An 18,609-nucleotide genomic window follows, 5' to 3' on the forward strand; every position below is an offset into this window, starting at 1 on the left:
ATCGCCCGAGGTCGAGCGCAAACTTCGCTCGTGGAATGGGGGCGCGGCGCTGTGTGTTCACGCCCCGCGGCGCGCCTCTGTCACTGGAATGGCGTGACGAAGAGCTGGTACGGCCCGAAATCCACCGGAGTACGCCCCTTCACGGTGATGGCGCCGAGGCTCCCTCCCGGTCGTGCCCCGTAAATCCGGGAGTTCACGCCCTCCCTGTCGCCCGCGCATGCGCTGAGCGGGCCGAAGCACTCGATGTTGATGGGATTGCATGCGTCGTCCGCGGTCTTGATCGTCATCGGGAAGCCGGTCAGGCCGCACGAGGACACCACGGTGGACATCCCCGGGCAGACCGGGACATAGAACGTCTGCTCAGGGCTGCTCGCGCCGCACGTGGAGCTGGGAGGGATCGGCGCCCCGGTGGTGTCGCCGCTGACGAGGCCGCTGCCCGGGATGACCCCGGCCCTCTCGCCGAGGCACGACGCGCGCTGGAACCTGAGGCGGACCGTGCCGAGCGCCTCGGGGTGCGCGGCCTTGACCACGACCGTGTACGTCCCGGCCCGGAGCCTGGCCGCGAAGTGCGCGCCCGGCGCGGCGTCGCCGCAGCTGTCGGCCGCGCAGCCGACGGGGGGACCGCCGCACCCGTCGCCCTCGAGCACCGCGAGCGCCGTGTCGACGTCCGACGCCAGGGTGCCGAGGTACACGACCTCGTCGGACGGGAGCGAGAACCGGAAGAACACCTCGCCGCCGCTGCCGCCGCACGGCAGCGCGACGTCGGAGGTGTTCCCGGCCGTGATCTCCGCCGCGTAATCCATCGAGCCCGCCAGCTCCCCCGGCGTCTCGCAGCGGTCGGCGCCCGGGATCGTCGCGCAGCCGTCGTCCGGGACGCCGTTGCAGTTCTCGTCGACCGCGTTGCCGCACACCTCGGGCACCGGGGAGGCGCACCCCTCGCCCTCGCAGCCGTCGTCGGGGAGCCCATCGCAGTCCTGGTCCACCGCGTCCCCGCAGATCTCCGGCTCGGGCTCGCAGGGCGCGAACGCCGGGACGTGGACGGGCACCTCGACCACGTTGTTCTCGATCGCCTGCTCGGCGATCGTGCCGACCGGGTTGACGGTGACGCGGAGGGTGTAGTCCCCCTCGGGCACGTCCGTCACGTCGACCCACTGGCACGGCGTGCCGACGTCGTAGGTGTCGGCCCAGCCCGCGCTCAGGAAGTTGCACCCCATGCCTCCCGACGTCGGGTAGCCGCGCGGCGCGGGGGACGAAGGATCGAGGGGCTCCATGTCGACGAGGCAAAACGCCTGCTTGTGCCCCAGGGAGACGACCTCGCCCTCCGCGTCGACCAGCCGGTAATCGGTGAAGTCCAGGAAATGGAAGTGCTGGTGGCACTGCGCATACTCGAAGAGCGGGCTGTTGAACTCGGGGCCGGGGTCGAGGTGGCCGGGCCCTGCGTTCTCGACGCGCCCCTCGAACTCGAGGAGATGCCGCCGGCCGGGGCCGCCGATGCACCTTTCCATGAGCTCGCAGGCGTCTCTGGGGAACGTCTGGTACGAGAACCGGATCGTGTCGACGATGCGCTGCCTGTCCGGGCGCAGGTCGGGCACGATGCAGACGCCGGCCTCGCACGCGTGGCCGCTGGGACAGCACGCGCCGCCGCAGATCGCGCCGTCGCAGGCGGAGTAATCGACCGGGAGGACGATCGTGTTGTTGTCGAAGCGCGCCTCGGCGACGGTCCTGTCCGGGTTCACGGTGATCTCGAGCTCGTAGAGCCCGGCCGGGACGCCGGTCACGTCGAGGGCGTTGCACGCCACGGTGCCGGGCTGCTCGACGTGCTCTCCCGGGCCGAGGCCCTGCGCGTCGCAGCCGTACTTGCCGCCTGGCATCGCGACGCAGCGTGCGTCGAGCTCGGCCTCGGCGACCGCCGCGCCGCCCTGGCTGAGGCGCGCGCGGAAGAAGCGCGGGACGACGTAGCTGTTCTCGCAGAAATTCGGCTCGAAGACGTCGCTCTCCGAGGGCGCGCCGAGGTCGAGCGGAACGTCGCCGGCGTTCTTGAGCGAGACGTGGAAGCGCATGAGCGCCCGCCGGCCGCTCGCGCCGAAGCACCCATGCAGCAGCTCGCACGCGTCCTCGTCCACGCGGACCGTGGCGAACGTGACAGGCTCTCCTTGCTCCGGGGGCCCGAGCACGAGGTCCGCCGCCTCGCAGCCGCCGCGCACGCACGTGGCGCCGGGGCTGCAGCACGCCGCGTCGCCGCAGGCGCGCGCCTCGTCGCACGCGGCGGCGCAGCCCGACGCCTTGCCCTCGGCGTCGATCTGACACCGCGCGCCCCCGGGACACACGATGTCCGAGCCGGGGCAACGGATGCTCCCGTACCCACCGCCGTTGCCGGAACCGCCGTCTCCCGCGCTGCCGCCTCCTGCCGCGCCCGAGGATGGCTCGTTATCGCTGCACGCGGCTGCCGCCAGGAGCCACGATCCCATCAACAGCGCTTCGACGACCTTCTTCATGTGCACCCTGGTGAGGCGTAGCGGACGAGCGGCGCCCGCCGGTCTGCGGGCGCCGCTGCGGCAGGCCGCCAGGCAAGCTGCGCATCGTAGGGGTGCGCGCGGCGGAAATCAGCACGGTCGACCAGGTGCGCAGGATTACGACCGGTCAGGGGCTCGGCAGCGACCACGGGATGGCCGCGGGGACGGCGCCGAAGTTCCTCAGGAACACGATCTGCGCGGCGCTTGCACCGTCGGATGAGCCCCAATCTCCCATGAGGACAGCGGCGTACCAGTGTGTTGGCAGCGATCCCGAGAAGCTCCGGATGGCATCGGCCGATCGAACCCCGAACCATTGCTGGTCGGAGGCGCGCGGCGCCGCGAATTCAACCCCCGTGCTGGCGCTGCCCGAGGCGTACGCGACATCCGCGAGCACGGGGGTAAACGTGTCACCTCGGGTCCCGTCCTCATGGATCGACCAGTGGCCGAGATCCGCCGAGGGGGCTGTCGCCGAGGCGTTGATCAACATGGCGCGCGGGGTGGTGAGCGCCCCGGGAAAGTCCGGCTGGACCTTCCACAGCTTGAGCTGCAGCGCCCTGCCGCCTGTCTCGCCGGTGGTTCCGAGCAGGCCTCCCAGGTAGATAGCCCCGGCGTCGAGCCGGCCCGTCCGCTGGGCGTCGACCACCACGGTGTCACCCGAGTCCCCGCCTCCCTCGCCAGCGCCGGAGCCGGGCGCGACGAGCGAGAGCGTCGAATCACCCGGCGGAAGATCGGTGTACGTCGGCGCCTGTGCATACCTCAGGTTGATGGCGATCCTCTCCGCACCCGAGTACACCTCGAGAGGCGACGGCGTGGGCGGCAGCGACGCGTGGAAGAGATAGACGAGCGGATCCCGCTTGACGAACACGGCGGGTGAGTCGTCCTCCGCCGGGACGACGAGCAGGCCGTGCGCGCGGGCGTCATCGACGACGCGGGTCGGCTGTCCGGTCTCGATGACAAGGTAGGATCGCCCGGCGGCGAGCGATCCGGCGGGCAGCGAGAACGGGGCCTGACCCGTGGGACCGAAGGCCCTGGGCGCGGTGACCGTGATCGACCGGGTCGACAGCGGCACGAGCAGGCCTTCTGGGGCGCTCGCGCTGAACCCGTCGAGCGCCGCGGCGGCCGTGGCGCTCCGGTCGATGAAGAACGATTTGGGATTCCAGGTGTTGGAGTCGGCGTTCACGAAGCGCAGGGCGACCTCGCTGCATGAAGGCGTCGTGAACCGCTCTTCTGCGATGATGAGCCGCGGCGCCGTCGTGTCGGTCGTGCCCAGGATCCCGGCGGCCACGATCGTGTAGCGCACCCCGGCGGTGACCGTCATCGGATCGGCGGTGATCGTGAGCGCGTCGCCTGCTCCGGCGCCGCCGGCACCGCCGCTCGTCTCGTCGTCGCTCCGCGCCGAGAAGGTGATCGCGCCCGCCGTGACCTTCGCGTACCTCGTGACGGATGCGGCGACCCTACCAGGCGACACGGCCTCGATCTCGGGTAGCGGCGTCCCGTTGATGTGAAGGCGAAGCGCGGGCGGGTCGCCGACCCCCACCGGCCTGTTCGTGAGGTTCGGCATAAGGGCATTGATGAACCGGACCTTGGGCGCAGGATCGGTATCCGGCGGCAGACCACACTCCTGCGGATCGCCGCCGCCGGCGCCGCCCGTGCCGCCGCTGCCACCCGTCCCGCTGACGCCGCCGGCGCCGCCCGCGCCGCCGCCGCCACCCGTCCCGCTGGCGCCGCCGTCGCCGCCGACGCCGTCGCCGCCGTCGCCGCCGACGCCGGCACCGCCGGCACCGTCGTCAGAGCCACCGCTCGACGACGCGCTGGCGCCGGCGCTCGTGGTCCCCCCTGTGCCTTGCTCCCGAGGGGGCGCGCCATCGTCGTCCCCGCAAGCGTTTGTGAGGACCGAAAGCCCGCCCAGCGCACCCACCACGAACAGCCATTGTTGACGCGTCTTCATTGCATCAGATCTCCATGTAGGGCGTCGCGTGAGCCGGAGCGGTTCACTCTCTCGGATACTTCAGCTCGCAGGCGTCACGCGGAACAGCGATGACTCCGTTCGTCAGCTCGTCACGCATATAGATGTAGGCCATCACGCCGGCGTTGAAGATGGCTCTCCGGAGCCATGCGTCGACCTCCGGCGAGCTCGCGTCTGCGGCGCGGAGGTCGTCCGTGAGCGGGTTCCCGAGCGTGCACACGTCCCTCCACATGGGCACGCCGAACTCCGGCGCCACCGCGTTGCTCAGGATGAGCGCCCAATCTCCGCTCGCGGCCGCGGCGTCGTACGCGGCTCCGAACCGATGCGCGTCGGTGCGGATCTCGTCGCAGGCTGCGCGCGCGACGCCGAGCATGTTCGCCTTCGAGCGCTTGAACGCCTCCTTCGCGCTCGCCAGATCGAGCGGGATCGGCACCGCGGTCACGATCCGATTGTTGACGAAGACATTGAAGAAGGTCGTTTCCTCCTCCGGGGTTCGGCCGAACGAGACCGTGGTGCCCCCGGTCGCCATCCACACGAGGTACTTCGCAGCCCCGTCGGGGCCGAGGTCGTGCTCTCCGGCGTCCGGTCCATGAAACGTGGCGAGGTTCTCGTTGGCTGCCCAGCGCGGGCCGAAGAGCCCGTCCGGGAAGCTCGCGACCCTCGCCCCGGAGGTCGCGCGGAGCGCCCTTGCCGCTCCCGTCTGAGCGTCTCCCTGGACGCCGTGACAGTTCGCGCAGATGCCGGCATAGATATGCTGCCCCGGGGTCGCCCAGTAAAGCGCGCTCCACGGCTGGCGCGGCTTCCCGGTGCCCGGATTGATCATCCACGGCTCCACCGTCTCCGGCTCTGGCGCGTCCCCCGGGAACGCGCAGCGCGGGGCGAAGAACCCCTGCGCGTAGACCTTCTTCGCCAGCACCTCGTGCTCGCTCGTCACCTGCTCCGCGCGGATCCAGTCGTCGAGCTTCGTCTTCCAGTCGATGTTGCGCGGGACGTACGGGTAGCGCTCGGTCGTGTCCTCGAGCACCCACCCGATGGCGCGGTGCTGCTCGCAATCGTCGAGGGCGCGCGCCTCCGCGCCGTCCGCCGTGCGCCTGGCGAGCGCGATGGCCTCCGGATCCTCGGGCGCCTCCTGCCCCCCACGCTCGTAATCGCGCGGCACCGACGCCCACCAGCGCGCCACGAGGACGGGCAGGCGGCAGTCCACCGACGCCGTGTGCATCGGCATGTGGAGATTGAAGAATGCGCTCACCTCCTCGTTGTCCACGGGCAGGCCGAACTCGCGGGGAGTCCACGCGCCTGTGGGAAGCACGACCCGACGGTAGATCCCGCCGCTCGGCATGGAGTTCAGGATGGATCGCTCGTCGAAGGACGTGGGCTGAGGAGGGAAGTAGGGCTGCCCGTCAGAGCCCAGGGTGTTCAGGTGAAACCCGAAGATGGCCCCGCCTGGCGACATGTCCAGGCCTCGCAGCGTCGCCTTGCTCGCCACCGCGTAGCCGCGCGGGTTGTGGCAGTGCGCGCAGTTGCCCGCCATGTACGCCTGCATGTTCAGCTCGTCGTCGTTGCGCGGCCGGCGGGGCAGCGCGGACTCCTCGAGCCTGGGGAAGTCGGCGGGCGTGAGGGTCGTCGAGGTGCCGCGCACGACGCCGTAGGCGATGAGGCGATCGAGCTGATCGAGCTCATCCGCGAGGATGTCGCGCGCGTAGACGCCGCCTTCCCCTCGGGGGCGCCGGTGGAGCTGGAGGGGCGTGATGCCGAGGACGAAGCTCTCGCTCTCCGAGCCCGCGTGGCACGCCACGCACCGCGTCGCGCCTGGCACCGGGTAGCTCTGCAGCGCTCCGGTGGTCTCGTCGGCCACGTAAGGGCGGACGTAATCGGGGAACGGCTCTCCATTCAGGTAGAGCTCCTTGCTGTCCGGCGAGGCCGGGTCGAGCCCGGTCCCGAGGAGCTTCGCGCCCGTCTCCTCCGCGTTCCACACGTACGTGCCGAAGAGCGCGTCCTCGGCCCGCTCGCGCGTCACGATGATGCGGGTCTCCATCTTGCGGTACCGCGTGACCCCGTCCGGCTCGACCACGGCCCTGAAGAACGTCTTGTAGAAGCGCGTGTTCGGCGGGATGCGGAGCTCCTTCGCCGCCGGGTCGTACGTGATGGCCTGTCCCGCCGGGACGTGCACGAAGCGCAGCTTCGCCGCGTCGTCCGACCAGAGAGGGTAGGTCGGCGCGTAGGCGAAGGTCCCCCTGCGCGCGAGCACCTCGGCGTCCAGCGAGACGAAGTCGGTCTCCGGCAGCTTGACCGGGAGATCCTCGAACGAGCGCATCGCGGCGAAGCGCTCGTCGAGCTCCTCGTCCCGGCCGGCGATCTCGGCGTCGGGGATGCAACTCCCCAGCTCGGTCAGCGCGTCGCCGATCTCGCGCGGCGTCACGATGTCTCCGCCCGGATTGACCTCCATGTCGCCCTTCGGCAGGACGTACGTGCCTGAGGGGCATCCCTGCTCGATCCACGCCTGGAGCCGCCGGCCGAGCGCCTCTTGCCCGCCGATCATGTAGGGCATGTCCCCGCTGAGCATGACGTCGACGAGCGTCTTGCCGCTCTTGCCGCGCGCGGTGCACAGGTTCTCCGGGGTGCCCGTGTACGAGAAATCTCCTTGCTGCGCCGGGGCCTTGTGGCAGTTGCCGCATTGGATCTCGATCTCGCCCGAGAGGTTGTCGAACGTGTCGAGGGCATCTTCGACGGTGGTCGAATGGCGCTGCGGGATCCGCTCGTGCGCTCGGGCCGGCGCGCATTGACGCGGAGGCGTCGCCGCCCCCCCTCCGCCGTCTCCGTCTCCATCACCGCTTCCACCGCGTCCGCCAACACCGCCGGTGCCGCCGCCGCCATCGCTGCCCTCCGGGGGCGACATTGCGCCGGTGTCGTCATCCCCGCAGCTGTAGCCGGCCAGGGACACGAGCCCGAGCAACAGCACCATCGATCTCGTCGTCTCTCGACGCCAAGCTGAATGCATCTGCCAACTCCCCGCGCTCGCAGTGCGAACCCCCGTCGCCACGGCGGCCGAAATGCCACCGATGAGCCTCTGGGACAACCGTGAATGGTGGCTGTCATCGACCCGTGACGCCATTGCAGTCCCTTCGTACCGCGCTGCGGGCGGCGCGCGTCTCTGGCGACGCGCGGCGCTTGGCGAGTAATGAGGAGGCGCCGCGCTCGCCACGCGTGTCGAACGGAGCGCGCCTGTCGCGGTGGATCGCGAGGCGCGCTCCGTCCTTCATCAATGGGCCCTCAGCTCACGGGCACTTGCCGGCGCCGCAGTTGAGCGGGGTGCGGGGCGAGTTGCTCGGGCTGGTGCACGCGATGAAGCCGTTGCTGATCAGCGCGTTCTCGAACGCGACAGCGTCCGCCGGGTTGTTGACGCCGAAGGCCCAGTCCAGGAAGTCCTGCTCGGCCGCCGCGCGGGTCCCGTTGCCCTCGTTGAGGTACAGGTAGCGAGAGTACTTGTACGCTCCCGAGCGGACGTTGGCCTCGGTCGCGGCCGTGCCGTCGACCGTGAGCTTCTTCGCGCCCGCGTTGGTCGCGTCGAGGCCGGCGTACGCGAGCACGTCGACGTCGCTCGCGGCGATCTTGCCGAGGCAGGTGGTGACCGAGTCGCCCGACGAGCACATCGTGAGCGATGAGGTCCCCGCCGTGTCGGTCGAGAGCCGCGGCCCGGCCGTCGCGTCGTCGACGACTACTTTGACGCCGGCGCAGAACGTGGTGCAGCCGGTGAGGGACTTGAACGCGTCGGTCGTGCCCGAGGCGTCGTCGCGGCGGTAAAGCTTGAGCAGGTTCGAGGGGTTCGACGAGCCCGTCGTGAACTCGCCCCACGTGTCGAAGGCCGCGCAGCTGACCGCGCTCCCGCTGCCGTCGCCGCAGAACGCGCCCTTCACGCTGTCCGTGGGGCTCGTGTCCGCGTCCGTCGCGGTCTGGGTGCTCTTCGTCCAGAGCGCGACGGCGTCCTTCGCGATGCGGTTGGACTTGTCGCCGCTCTGGCAGGTGCCGTTGAAGTCCCGGGACATCGGGGCGATCGTCTGCTGCTTGGTCCCGTTGCAGTACGTGACGCCACCGTAGGTCACGCCGGGCGCCGTGCCGCGCAGGCACCGCTCGCCGTTGCCCGACCCGGTGCCAAGGTAGGTGAGGCCCGAGACGCCCGACGCGGCGACCGCGCTCGACATCGCGTCGAACAGCGTGTCCGACCCGAAGAAGCCCCCGGAGAAGCCCGTGCCGCTCACCAGCGCATCCTGCGACTCGCCCACGACCACTGCCTCGTCCGAGCTGCTCACCGCGCACGCCGCGAGGCCGAGGACCGAGAGCGCCGAAAGAACCAATTTGCCCATCTTGTTCATGTTCATCTCCATGGTTGAAAGCGACGGTGCGCCGGTGCACCTCGAGCATTTCGGTGCGCCGGCGCGCATCTATCAGCCAGCAAGTCAACGAAGACCGCCTGCGGCGCCGAGACGCTCGCCGGCAGGCGTGAAGCCTCTATCTCTCGCGCCGCGCGCCGCTCAGCGGGTGGTCACCGCGCGGATCTTGCCGAGGCGCCGCCCCAGCCGCTCGGTGAACCAGATGTCGAGGAGGCCGCACCCCCTGAGCGACGGGAACAGGGTGATCCCGAACGGGCGAGAGTTGGTGTTCGGGAGATCGAACTCGGTCACGACGCCGCTCGTGGTGATGCGCCCGATCTTGTTGCCGAACGACTCCGTGAACCAGAGATTGCCGTCCAGCCCGAGGGTGATGGACGTGGGGCCGCGATTCGGCGCGGGGAGCGCGAACTCCGTCACGTTCCCGGCCGCGTCGATCTTCGCGATCTCGTTCGCCGTGGTGAACCAGATGTTGAGGTCGGGCCCGAGCGTCATCGCGTTGGGGCCCGACGCCGCGGGCGGCAGCGGGTACTCGGTCACCGCCCCGGATGTGCTGATCTGCGCGATCTTGCTCGTGAACGACTCGGCCACCCAGAGCTTGCCGTCGATCCCGGCCGCGATCCCGCGCGGCTGGCTCCTCGCCGTCGGCAGCGTGAACTCGGTGATCACCCCGGCCGGCGTGATGCGACCGACCTTGTTGCCGAGGAGCTCGGTGAACCAGAGGTTCCCGTCGAATCCCAGCGTGATCGCGAACGGGTTCGAGTTGGCGGTCGGGAGTTCGTACTCGGTAACGACGCCGCTCGTCGTGATCGCCCCGATCCGGTTGCTCCCCGCCTCGGTGAACCAGAGCCGGCCATCCGGGCCGAGGGTGATGCCGAGCGGGTTCGCGCCGGCAGCGAGCGGGTACTCGGTCACGTTGCCGCTGGAATCTGCGGCCGCGATCATGTTGGCGGAGCTCTCGACGAACCAGACGCGGTGATCAGGGCCGAACGTGATGGCCCCCGGCGTGGCGTTCGAAGCAATGGCGTACTCCGTGATGTCTCCCGCGGACGCCGCCGGGCAATGCCCGGCGCTGGCCGGCTTTGTTTGCGCCGCGAGGGCGGCGCCGACCATGACAAGCAATGGAACAATCGACTTCTTCTTCATCTCGTCCTCTGTCCGGGCTGGAGGTTGAGGTCGTCTCGCGAGATCTCCTGCCGAGGAGCTGTGAATGCCGCAGCTGCGCCGCGCGCAGGCGTTGCGCGGCGAGAGCGTCGGTCAGCGCGCTCCCGCCCTCCGCCTTTTCGCGCTACCGCGCGTCGGTGGCACATCACGATCCCGCTCGTCGTCCCGTTCGGAACTGCGTTGATGAACTGCGTGTGCACACGGTGCGTCCCAGATCCCTCCCCGAATCCAGATTCCGTCCTGTGTCGATTCGCGCCCGCTCGCTCGTCGGATGAGCCATGGATCCGCGGAGCGAATCACGCCTCGCGCGTCGGTGGGGTGTCCGCGTCAGGCGCGCGCAATGAGAACGCCACGCCGAGATCGCGCGCTGGCCGGACACACCAAGCAGGTTGTCTGAACGGCCATGGCCGCGTGCAGCCGATGGCCGGACCCCGGTCGGGTCACTCCCACGATCGCGAGGCGCCTCCGCGGCGCTGCCGCCGGGCGGAGCGCGGACGAGCCGCGCTCCTGACCGGGCCTTTCATCTCGCGTCACAATGCACTGATGAAGCGCTCGAACGCTCGAGCAGCTGCGCGGGTCGGACGCATCACGCAATCGAACCCCACACGTGATGGCTCGCTATGCGGGGAGACGGCAGCCGTTGCCCCCCCGGCGGCTCTGCGTGCGGCGGACTATAATCGGCGCGAGGACGAAGTGCGCGAAGATTGTGTTACGTATTACCGACGCCGCGCCATTGGTTATGGCGTGATCGTGTTGTCGTAGATCGGCGCAGTGGATGGCATTGGAGATTGATCCGGCTTGCAGCTCTGCGACGGTCCTGTGCCGGATCGGTAGAGCGCCAGCGCCCGACACCGCCGCTCCAGCGAGCGCGACGGTATGCCGTCAGGGAGCCCCGCCCGAGATCGCGGAAGCATGAATCTCGGCCGCTGGCGGCCCGCCCAGTCGGCCCGGCGGGCCGCCAGCGGTCGCAAGTTTCTCCTCATCATACGGAGGTCGTGTACTCTCGCCGACATGGCTCCCGTCATCGTCATCACCGGTGCATCCAGCGGAATCGGTCGATCGCTCGCGTTCTCCTGGGCGAAGCGCGGCGCGCGCGTGGTGCTGAGCGCGCGCGGGCGGGACGCGCTCGAGGGGGTGGCCTCGGAGGTGCGCGCGGCGGGCGGCGACGCCCTCGCAGTGGCCGGCGACGTGACCGTCGAGGAGGATCGCAAGGCGCTCTGCGAGCGGGCGCTCGGCGCGTACGGCCGGCTGGACGTGCTGGTGAACAACGCCGGGCGCGGCTACTACACGCCGTCGATCGAGATCGATCCCGCCGAGCTCGAGGCGCTCTACCGGCTGAACGTCGTCGCCCCCGTGCGCCTCGCGCAGCTCGCGATCGAGCCCCTCGCGGCCACGAAAGGCACCCTCGTCATGGTCTCCTCGATCGCGGGGCTCGTCGCGGCGCCGCGGATGGGCCCCTACGCCTCGTCGAAGTTCGCGCTGGAGGCGCTCGCGATGTCGCTCCGCGCGGAGCTCTCGTCGCGCGGCGTGCGCGTTCTCGTGGTGCGGCCGGGGCCGGTCGAGACCCCGTTCCACGCGAACGCCGTCGTGACCGACGACAACGTCGGCTACCGCCCGCCCGGCCACAAGAAGCAGAGCCCGGACGAGGTCGCCGAGATGATCGTGCGCGCCGTCGATGCGGGCCGCGACGTCCTGGAGACGAGCCTGTTCGTGAAGACCGCGAGCCTCGCCGCCCGCGTGGCGCCTGGCCCCATGCGCTGGCTCTCGCGGCGGATGGCGCGCCGGTCGGGGTTCTGAGCGGAACGCGCCCCTCCTGCGCCGGGAACGCCGAGCGGGTCGAGCGCCCGAGCCAGCCGAAGGAAGGCGGGGGCGGGGAGGGGCGCCCGGAGCGAGCTCCGCGAGGCGGGGGCTCAGAGCGAGCGCAGGAAGGCGACCACCGCGTCGCGATCTCCCGCGGGGAGCGCCATGAAGCGCTGCTTCGCGGCGTCCGCCTCGCCGCCGTGCCACAGGATCGCCTCGACGACGTTCCGCGCGCGGCCGTCGTGCAGCAGCTGGGTGTGGCCGTTCACGGCCTCGAGCAGCCCGATGCCCCACAGCGGCGGCGTCCGCCACTCGCGCGGCCCCGCGAGGTGGTCGCTCGCCGACGTGTCCGCGAGCTCTTCTCCCATGTCGTGCAGGAGCAGATCGCTGAAGGGCTGGATGAGCTGATCCCGCAGCTCGACGAGCGGGTGGCGGCTCCCTGTCTTCATCGAGGGGACATGGCAGCTCGCGCACCCTGCCTGGCTGAACAGCGCCTCTCCGCGCTGGACGGCCGGGTCCGCCGTGTCACGGCGCGGCGGCACGCCCAGCATGCGCATGTAGACGGAGAGCCTGTCGAGATCCTCGTCGGAGAGCTCGGGATCTCCGCGCGTGCCGGCCTGGCAACCCGTCTGCGCCTCGCCGCACTCCTCGACAGGGAACAGGCTCGTCGTCACGCCCATGTCCGCCACCAGCGCGTCGGCGACCTGGTGAGGCACGCTCACCTTGCTCGCCTTCCAGCCCAAGCGCCCTATCCGCGTCACCCCAGAGACCGGGTCCGGGATCAGGTTCGGCCGGCCCGAGATACCGTCCTGATTGCAGTCCATCCCGTCTGCGCGCTCGAGCACCGCTTCCTCTGCGATCGCCTCGAGGAGGCCCATGCCCACGAGCGGGCGCGCGACGCGGACCGAGTAGCTCGCGATAGGCCCTGCGGAGAGCCCGTCGAAGCGGAACGTGGGCTTTCGCAGGACGTACGGCGTGCCATCGGGGAACTGCCCGGGTTCCTCGGTATAGGCCACGGTGGCCGTACCCTCGCTCGCGCCCCCGCCCTGCGCCTTGTCCTGCAGCTGCCGGCCGTAGCTCGGGTCGGCGGTGGGCCCGCCTTCCGCGTTCGCGCCTGCGCCGAACAGCTTCACGACGGCGGTCTCCATCGCCTCGCCGGGCTCGGGCGGGGCGCCGCGACCGTTGTTGATATGGCAGCTCACGCACGCGGCCTGGTTCGAGAGCGGCCCCGCCTTGCCGGCGTGCTCGTCGAAGACGGGGTTACCGCCCTCGCTGTGCTCGCCGGTGGCAAAATCGGTATGGAACAGGCGGCGCCCCTCCAGGAAGGGCTGGATAGAGCTCTCCTGGATGTTGAGCGCCATCTGCTCGTAATAGAGGTGAGGCTCCTCGTAGATGTACGGTATCGTCCCGTCGCCGCCCGACAGGGCCGCCTCGTTCGGCTCGTTGAACGGCGTCAGCTCGCCGCTCCCGACGCGGTAGCGGAACGTGTCGCTGTAATAGCTCGTCCTCCCCTCGACGGTGCCCGCGTCAAGGAACACCCCGAACTCGAACTCGAGCAGATCTCCCGCGCGGATCTCCCTGCTGTCCCTGGCGTTGCGATCGACGACGAACTCCCAGTGGGTGTTCGTGATGCGCTCCATGCCGTTGTTCGAGTCGAACACGTTGCCCTCTCCCGAATACCAGCAGCGGAAATTGATGGTCTGGTTGAGCGAGGCGTTGGCTTTGGGGAGCCAGGTGAACTTGATGGCGCTTCCGCCCGCCGGGATCGTGTCCTCGACGATGAACTTGTAGCTCCGGTTCTCGAAATAGCGCGGCTGGTACGGGCTGAACTCTTCCTCTTTCTCGTGGCGCCCGCGCACGCGCCCTGCGGCCTCGAGCGTGATCGTCCCATCGGCGGCCGTCGTGGTGATCGGCTTGCCCGCCGTCGCCGAGGGGAACAGCGGGGAGATCTCGCCGTCCACGCCGGAGCACTCGCCGGGATCGACCGCGCCGCCGTCGCAGGCCGGCGCGGGCGGCGCTCCCGCGGAGAAATAGGCGAAGATCGCCTCGATGTCGGCCGTCGCGATCTGCTGCTCGCCGAAGGCCGGCATGCGCGCGTCCTCGGTGCGCCCCGTGCGCACCTGCGCCGTGAATTCTTCCAGGGTGCCGTCGAAGGCGAACAGATCGGGGAACCCGCCGGTCGGCTTGCCGTGGGCGCTATGACACCCGCCGCAGTTCAGCGCGAACGCCTGCGGCAGCGCTGGCCCGTCGCTCGTCTCCTCGCAGGGCGGCGCGCCTTCCGGACCGCCCCCGTCGCCCTGCGAGGGCGACTCCGGCGAGGGCGACCCGTGCGAGGGAGACGCGGGCGACGGATCGCTCGAGCACCCGAGCTCTGCTGCGCAGGTCACGAGCAGCCCGAGCGCGACATGGAGACCCCCGGACACCAACCGACATGAGCGGCTTTCGAACATCGCGTTTCGACCTCCGGTGTGAGCCCATCCATCGAGACCGTGAACCGCCGAGCTACCGCAGGATCTCCTCGAGGAGCGCGTTCGGCACGCCGCGGCGATCCTCGCCGAACGACGCGACGCCGAGGTTGTAGTACTGGTTCATGATGGTGAACCACAGATCGCGGAGCTGGCGATCCTGGCCGAGGGGGCCATACGCGACGTGCGCGTCGTTCAGGAAGACGCCGTCGCCGCCCAGGAGGACGATGGGCAGATCGTACGCGTCGTGGTCGTGCGTGCGCATCTCGCTCATGTAGACCATCACCGAGTGATCGAGCACCGTTCCATCCCCCTCGGGGATCGCGTCGAGCCGCTGCGCGAGCTGCGCTGTCTTCTGGCCGAGCCAGCAGTTGATCGCCGCGAAATCGAGGTTGCTCTCCTCGACGACCGCGTAGCGGCCGCCCTCGTCCGTCGCGCCCAGGTTGCCGGGGCCGTGCTGGCAGGAGTGATAGTGGAGGCTGCTGCCCTCCCTGTACTCGAGTCCCACCTTCGCGCGGACGTCGGCCGGGATGCACCGGTACTCGAACTCGGAGCGCGCGTCGTCGAGCATGTGGGTGATCACGCGCGTCACGTCGCATTGAATGGCCATGACGATGAGATCGATCATGACGTTCGCGTGATCGTCATGTTTGTACTCGCCGGCTTCCGTGCTGTCGTTCTCGTTGAGCCCCTCCTGCTGCCCCGGCGGCTCGGGGACCACGCCGGGCTGGCCGATCGGGCTGCAGCCGAGGCTCGACGGGGTCATCGTCGACTGGACGCGGGTCACGTTCTTCTCGGTCTCTCGCAGGGCGTCCAGGTACTGCTGGACGATCTTGCGATCGTCCGAGCCGACCCGGCCCATGAGCGAGTTCGCGTCCGCGAGCACCGCGTCGATGACGCTCTTCTCGGTCGCGGCGCGGCGCTCCGCCTCGATCCTGGCCTGCTCGTCGGTCTGCCCTGGCACGGAGGGCGCGCTCGCGGCGCCCGCGTTGATGAGCGCGTCGAACACCGCCTTCGGGTTGACCGAGCGCTTCAGCGGCTCGCGCGGGCTCTTCCAGGAGACGGCCTGATTGTAGGCATAGCTGCGCCCGTCGAAGAAGCCGGGCTTCACCCCGAGCCCCGTCTGCAGCGACGGGATGCGGGTCGCCTGCTCCGGGCCTGCCTTCTGCACGATGAGCTGGTCGACCGAGACGCCGTTGCCCACCCACTCGCCGAGGTCCTGCCCGGCGGCCCTCCCCAGCTCATCGGCGTCCACGCAGGTCGACAGCGCGGCCATGCAGCGCGAGTGGGACGGCTCGAGGAACGCGTTCTGCTGCTTGCTCCACGTGTGGTTGCCGAGGCGGCTTATCATGAGCATCTTCGACTTCACCGGCGCGAAGTGCTCGAGCACCCTCGGCAGCTTGAAATCGGCGCCCGTGAGCGTCTTGCCGAACGCGGGCGCCGTCTCCCACCAGTGGTGGGGCGCCCCGTTCGGGAAGGTGCAGAGCAAGAAGCGCTTGGGCGTGCCGGGCTCCCCGGCGCGCGCCCTGCGCGGCGCGAGGCTCTCGAGAAACGGCAGCGCCAGGCAGACGCCCGCGCCGCGCAACAGGTTCCTGCGTGTCATTCCGCGTTTCATGTGCGCATCGCTCCTTCGTGCCTGGTTCCGTGAGGAATCAACGCCTGCGGCTTCACTTCGCCCCGACCTTCGCTGCGCGGAGGCGGAACGCCTCGCTGATCACCACCTGCTTCACCAGATCCGCGATCGTCCCCTTCTCCCAGCGCGCGGCGATCTCCTCGAGCGCGTCCCTGTCGCCGCCGGTCGGGCGCCGGCGCAACGCATAGGTGAAGAGCTGCTCGGAGGGGCAGATGCCCAGCTGGGGGTCCTTCTGGAGCTCCGGGATGAGGCCCGAGATGTCCTGGAACGCCGCGCCCCCGTACTCGCCGGTCGCGTCGACCGCGTCGCCGTTCGGGTACGCGGTCCGGTACGCGCCTATCGCGTCGAAGTTCTCGAGGCTCAGCCCGATGGGATCGAGGACATCGTGGCAGCCCGCGCAGTCGGGCGACTCGCGGTGCTTCTCGAGCTTCTCGCGGACGTTGTCGACGGCGCCCGTGTCGCCTCCCGCGGCCTCGAGCTCCGGGATATCCACGCCGGCGGGAGGGGCCAGGTCGGCGCAGTAGAGCTGCGCCAGGATCGTCTTCGCGCGGGACGTGGGGGAGGTCCGATCGGCGCGGGAAGACAGCGTGAGGAACGCAGGGAGCGTGAGGAACCCGCCGCGCCCGGCCTCGGGGTCGTTCGCGTAGAGCGGCGCGAGCAGCGGGCTCTCCGGGTGGGGCGCCGTGAGGAACTCGGACCACGGCCGCTCGCCGGTCGTGAAGCCGGTGAAATAGGCGTTGGCCTGGTCGATCATCGCGCCCTTCATCTCGTCGTTCCAGCCCGGGAACATCGCTGTGTCGACGCTGTGGCTCGGGAGCGTGCGGGTCCCGAGCCACTGCCCGAAGAAGTTCTGGAAGAACGCGGCGCTCTTCGGGTCGGCCAGCATGCGGTCCACCTGCTCCCGGAGCTCGTCCTCGGTGGCCAGCGCATCGCTCTCTGCGGCGTCGAAGAGCTCCTCGTCCGGGAGCGAGCTCCAGAGGAGGTACGAGAGGCGCGACGCGATCTCATGGCCGCCGAGGGCGCCCGGCGATCGCTTCGAGTCGGGGCCGACCTCGATCCGCAGAAAGAAATTCGGCGACGTCAGCAGGCTCCGGACGACGTGCTGCACCGCCTCGACGGGGGACATCTCGAGGGTGGTGACCGCGTCGTCGTACTGCGCCGCGTACCGGTCGACCTCCGCCGCCTCGAGCGGGCGCCGGAAGGCGCGCAGCCCGAAGCGCTGGATGATCTCGCGCGCGCACGCGTCGTCCGCGCCCGCGCCCTCCGCCGGGTCACACACGAGGATCTGGGCGCGCTGCGCCTCGTTCGAGAACGCGTCGGCCGCCAGGGTCTTGGCGGCGTCGTAATACCCCTGGACGAGCACCTGCGAGAGGCTCGAGAGCGCGCTGGCGTTCGCGTCGAAGCCCTTCGCGCCGGAGGCCGGGAACCCGTCCGCCGGCCTCAGGCGCGTGCCCAGGAGGTGGGCGACCGTGTTGTTGTACTCCGATGCTGTCATGTGGTGCAAAGGCATCCCGCCTGGCGCGACGACGGCGTCGTCCCCGGGGTCCTGTCCCGGTCCCGGAGCGTCATCGGCTCCGAGGATGCCAGTGCACGAGATACTCAGGAGACATCCCCCGGCGGCGAGCCAGGGACTTGCGAACACTCGGTCAAGTCGGCACATCATGGTCGGCTCCCGCGTGTGGAATCAGCACTCTCCCCCTCGTCGCCGGAGCGCGCGCCTTTCGTGATCGAATCGACCGCACACCCGCGCTACGATCAGCCTGTGTCGTGCGCGCGGAAGACTACGATGATGGTGCTGCTCCTCGGCTTGTCCGGATGTGGGGCAGATGTGGATATTGCGGTGGGCCGTATGATTCCGACGTCGGTTGTGGGCGGCGGCGGGGAAGGTGGTCGTGGCGGCGGGGAAGGGGGGCGTGGTGGGGCTCTGAGCGGTGGTGGGGCGGGAAGCGGCGGTGAGGCGGGCGGCGGCGGTGAAGGGGGCGGCGGCGCGTCCCCCTGCGATGCGCTGCCGTCGCTGGCTCATCGGTACTCGTTCGACGGGGTAGGGGCGGTCGTCGCCGATACGGTCGGCGGCGCCGACGGCGAGATCTTCGGCGGCGCGAGCCTCGACGGCGGAGGGGGGCTCACCCTCGACGGAGAGGACGACTACGTCGAGCTGCCCGCGGGTCTCCTCACGGGGCTCCGCGACGTCACCGTCATGGTCTGGGTCGCCCGCGACGGCGGAGGGGCGTACCTGCGCGTCGTCGACTTCGGCATCGGGAGCACAGGTGAGAATCCCGTCGAAGGCGACTCGAGCGTGGGGCGGTCCTACCTCGTCATCACCCCCTCGACGGGCTTCGACCCGCCGGGTATCGCCGCGCTCGCGAGCGACAGCGGCGCCGCGGGTCAGGTGCAGGTCACCACCGCGCCGACGCTCGATAACGCCGAGATCCATCAGCTCGCCGCGGTGTTCGACGGCGCGGCGGGGACGCTCTCGCTTTACCTCGACGGTGCGCTCCTCGGCAGCACGCCGGTCGGCTTTCCCCTCTCGGCGATAAAGGACGCGAACAACTGGCTCGGGCGGTCCCAGTTCGATCAGGATCCGTACTTCGGAGGGCGTTACGACGAGCTGCGCCTCTACCGCGGGGCGCTGGCCGGCTGCGCGATCGAGGCCGCGTGGCGCGCCGGCCCGGAGTTGCCCTGA

10 protein-coding genes are annotated in these 18,609 nt (G+C 70.1%); 2 read left to right on the top strand and 8 right to left on the bottom strand.

The annotated features are described in order from the left end of the window. Window positions 1-80: 80 nt before the first annotated feature. From WMF45_RS07575 to WMF45_RS07595, 5 genes are all read right to left on the bottom strand, one after another. Window positions 81-2,495: a lysyl oxidase family protein gene (locus WMF45_RS07575; protein ID WP_437716271.1), complete on the bottom strand. Its 2,415-nt coding sequence runs from the start codon at window positions 2,493-2,495 to the stop codon at window positions 81-83. A 145-nt stretch (window positions 2,496-2,640) separates the two neighbouring features. Further along, window positions 2,641-4,461, bottom strand: coding sequence for a hypothetical protein (locus WMF45_RS07580; protein WP_437716272.1), 1,821 nt, complete (start codon window positions 4,459-4,461; stop codon window positions 2,641-2,643). 43 nt (window positions 4,462-4,504) lie between these two features. Then, complete coding sequence (locus tag WMF45_RS07585; RefSeq protein WP_437716273.1) at window positions 4,505-7,441, bottom strand: hypothetical protein; 2,937 nt, start codon at window positions 7,439-7,441, stop codon at window positions 4,505-4,507. A gap of 313 nt (window positions 7,442-7,754) precedes the next feature. Continuing rightward, complete coding sequence (locus tag WMF45_RS07590; RefSeq protein ID WP_437716274.1) at window positions 7,755-8,849, bottom strand: substrate-binding domain-containing protein; 1,095 nt, start codon at window positions 8,847-8,849, stop codon at window positions 7,755-7,757. A gap of 159 nt (window positions 8,850-9,008) precedes the next feature. Then, window positions 9,009-10,010, bottom strand: a complete 1,002-nt coding sequence (locus WMF45_RS07595; RefSeq protein WP_437716275.1) for a Vgb family protein — start codon at window positions 10,008-10,010, stop codon at window positions 9,009-9,011. Window positions 10,011-11,039: 1,029 nt separating this feature from the next. Between WMF45_RS07595 and WMF45_RS07600 the strand changes: the two genes are divergently transcribed. After that, the gene (locus WMF45_RS07600; protein WP_437716276.1) at window positions 11,040-11,825 is read left to right on the top strand and encodes an SDR family NAD(P)-dependent oxidoreductase; all 786 of its coding nucleotides are present in this window, start codon (window positions 11,040-11,042) and stop codon (window positions 11,823-11,825) included. Window positions 11,826-11,938: 113 nt separating this feature from the next. Here WMF45_RS07600 and WMF45_RS07605 read toward each other — a convergent pair whose 3' ends face one another. From WMF45_RS07605 to WMF45_RS07615, 3 genes are all read right to left on the bottom strand, one after another. Then, window positions 11,939-14,251 carry a di-heme oxidoredictase family protein gene (locus WMF45_RS07605; RefSeq protein WP_437716277.1) on the bottom strand — a complete coding sequence of 771 codons (2,313 nt, stop codon included), beginning with the start codon at window positions 14,249-14,251 and terminating at the stop codon, window positions 11,939-11,941. Between the two features lie 79 nt (window positions 14,252-14,330). Beyond that, window positions 14,331-15,908: a DUF1552 domain-containing protein gene (locus WMF45_RS07610; protein WP_437716278.1), complete on the bottom strand. Its 1,578-nt coding sequence runs from the start codon at window positions 15,906-15,908 to the stop codon at window positions 14,331-14,333. 52 nt (window positions 15,909-15,960) lie between these two features. Further along, on the bottom strand, window positions 15,961-17,421 hold the full coding sequence (locus WMF45_RS07615) for a DUF1592 domain-containing protein (RefSeq protein ID WP_437716279.1): 1,461 nt from the start codon (window positions 17,419-17,421) through the stop codon (window positions 15,961-15,963). Window positions 17,422-17,775: 354 nt separating this feature from the next. On the opposite strand from WMF45_RS07615, the gene WMF45_RS07620 reads away from it, so the two are divergent. After that, window positions 17,776-18,609, top strand: coding sequence for a LamG domain-containing protein (locus WMF45_RS07620; RefSeq protein WP_437716280.1), 834 nt, complete (start codon window positions 17,776-17,778; stop codon window positions 18,607-18,609).

Source organism: Sorangium sp. So ce448, assembly GCF_051520915.1.
Lineage (GTDB): Bacteria > Myxococcota_A > Polyangia > Polyangiales > Polyangiaceae > Sorangium > Sorangium cellulosum_B.

Coding starts and splice junctions, on each gene's coding strand:
- WMF45_RS07575 (WP_437716271.1), bottom strand. CDS start 2,495: ATGAAGAAGGTCGTCGAAGCGCTGTTGATGGGATCGTGGCTCCTGGCG.
- WMF45_RS07580 (WP_437716272.1), bottom strand. CDS start 4,461: ATGAAGACGCGTCAACAATGGCTGTTCGTGGTGGGTGCGCTGGGCGGG.
- WMF45_RS07585 (WP_437716273.1), bottom strand. CDS start 7,441: ATGGTGCTGTTGCTCGGGCTCGTGTCCCTGGCCGGCTACAGCTGCGGG.
- WMF45_RS07590 (WP_437716274.1), bottom strand. CDS start 8,849: ATGAACAAGATGGGCAAATTGGTTCTTTCGGCGCTCTCGGTCCTCGGC.
- WMF45_RS07595 (WP_437716275.1), bottom strand. CDS start 10,010: ATGAAGAAGAAGTCGATTGTTCCATTGCTTGTCATGGTCGGCGCCGCC.
- WMF45_RS07600 (WP_437716276.1), top strand. CDS start 11,040: ATGGCTCCCGTCATCGTCATCACCGGTGCATCCAGCGGAATCGGTCGA.
- WMF45_RS07610 (WP_437716278.1), bottom strand. CDS start 15,908: ATGAAACGCGGAATGACACGCAGGAACCTGTTGCGCGGCGCGGGCGTC.
- WMF45_RS07615 (WP_437716279.1), bottom strand. CDS start 17,421: ATGACAGCATCGGAGTACAACAACACGGTCGCCCACCTCCTGGGCACG.
- WMF45_RS07620 (WP_437716280.1), top strand. CDS start 17,776: ATGATTCCGACGTCGGTTGTGGGCGGCGGCGGGGAAGGTGGTCGTGGC.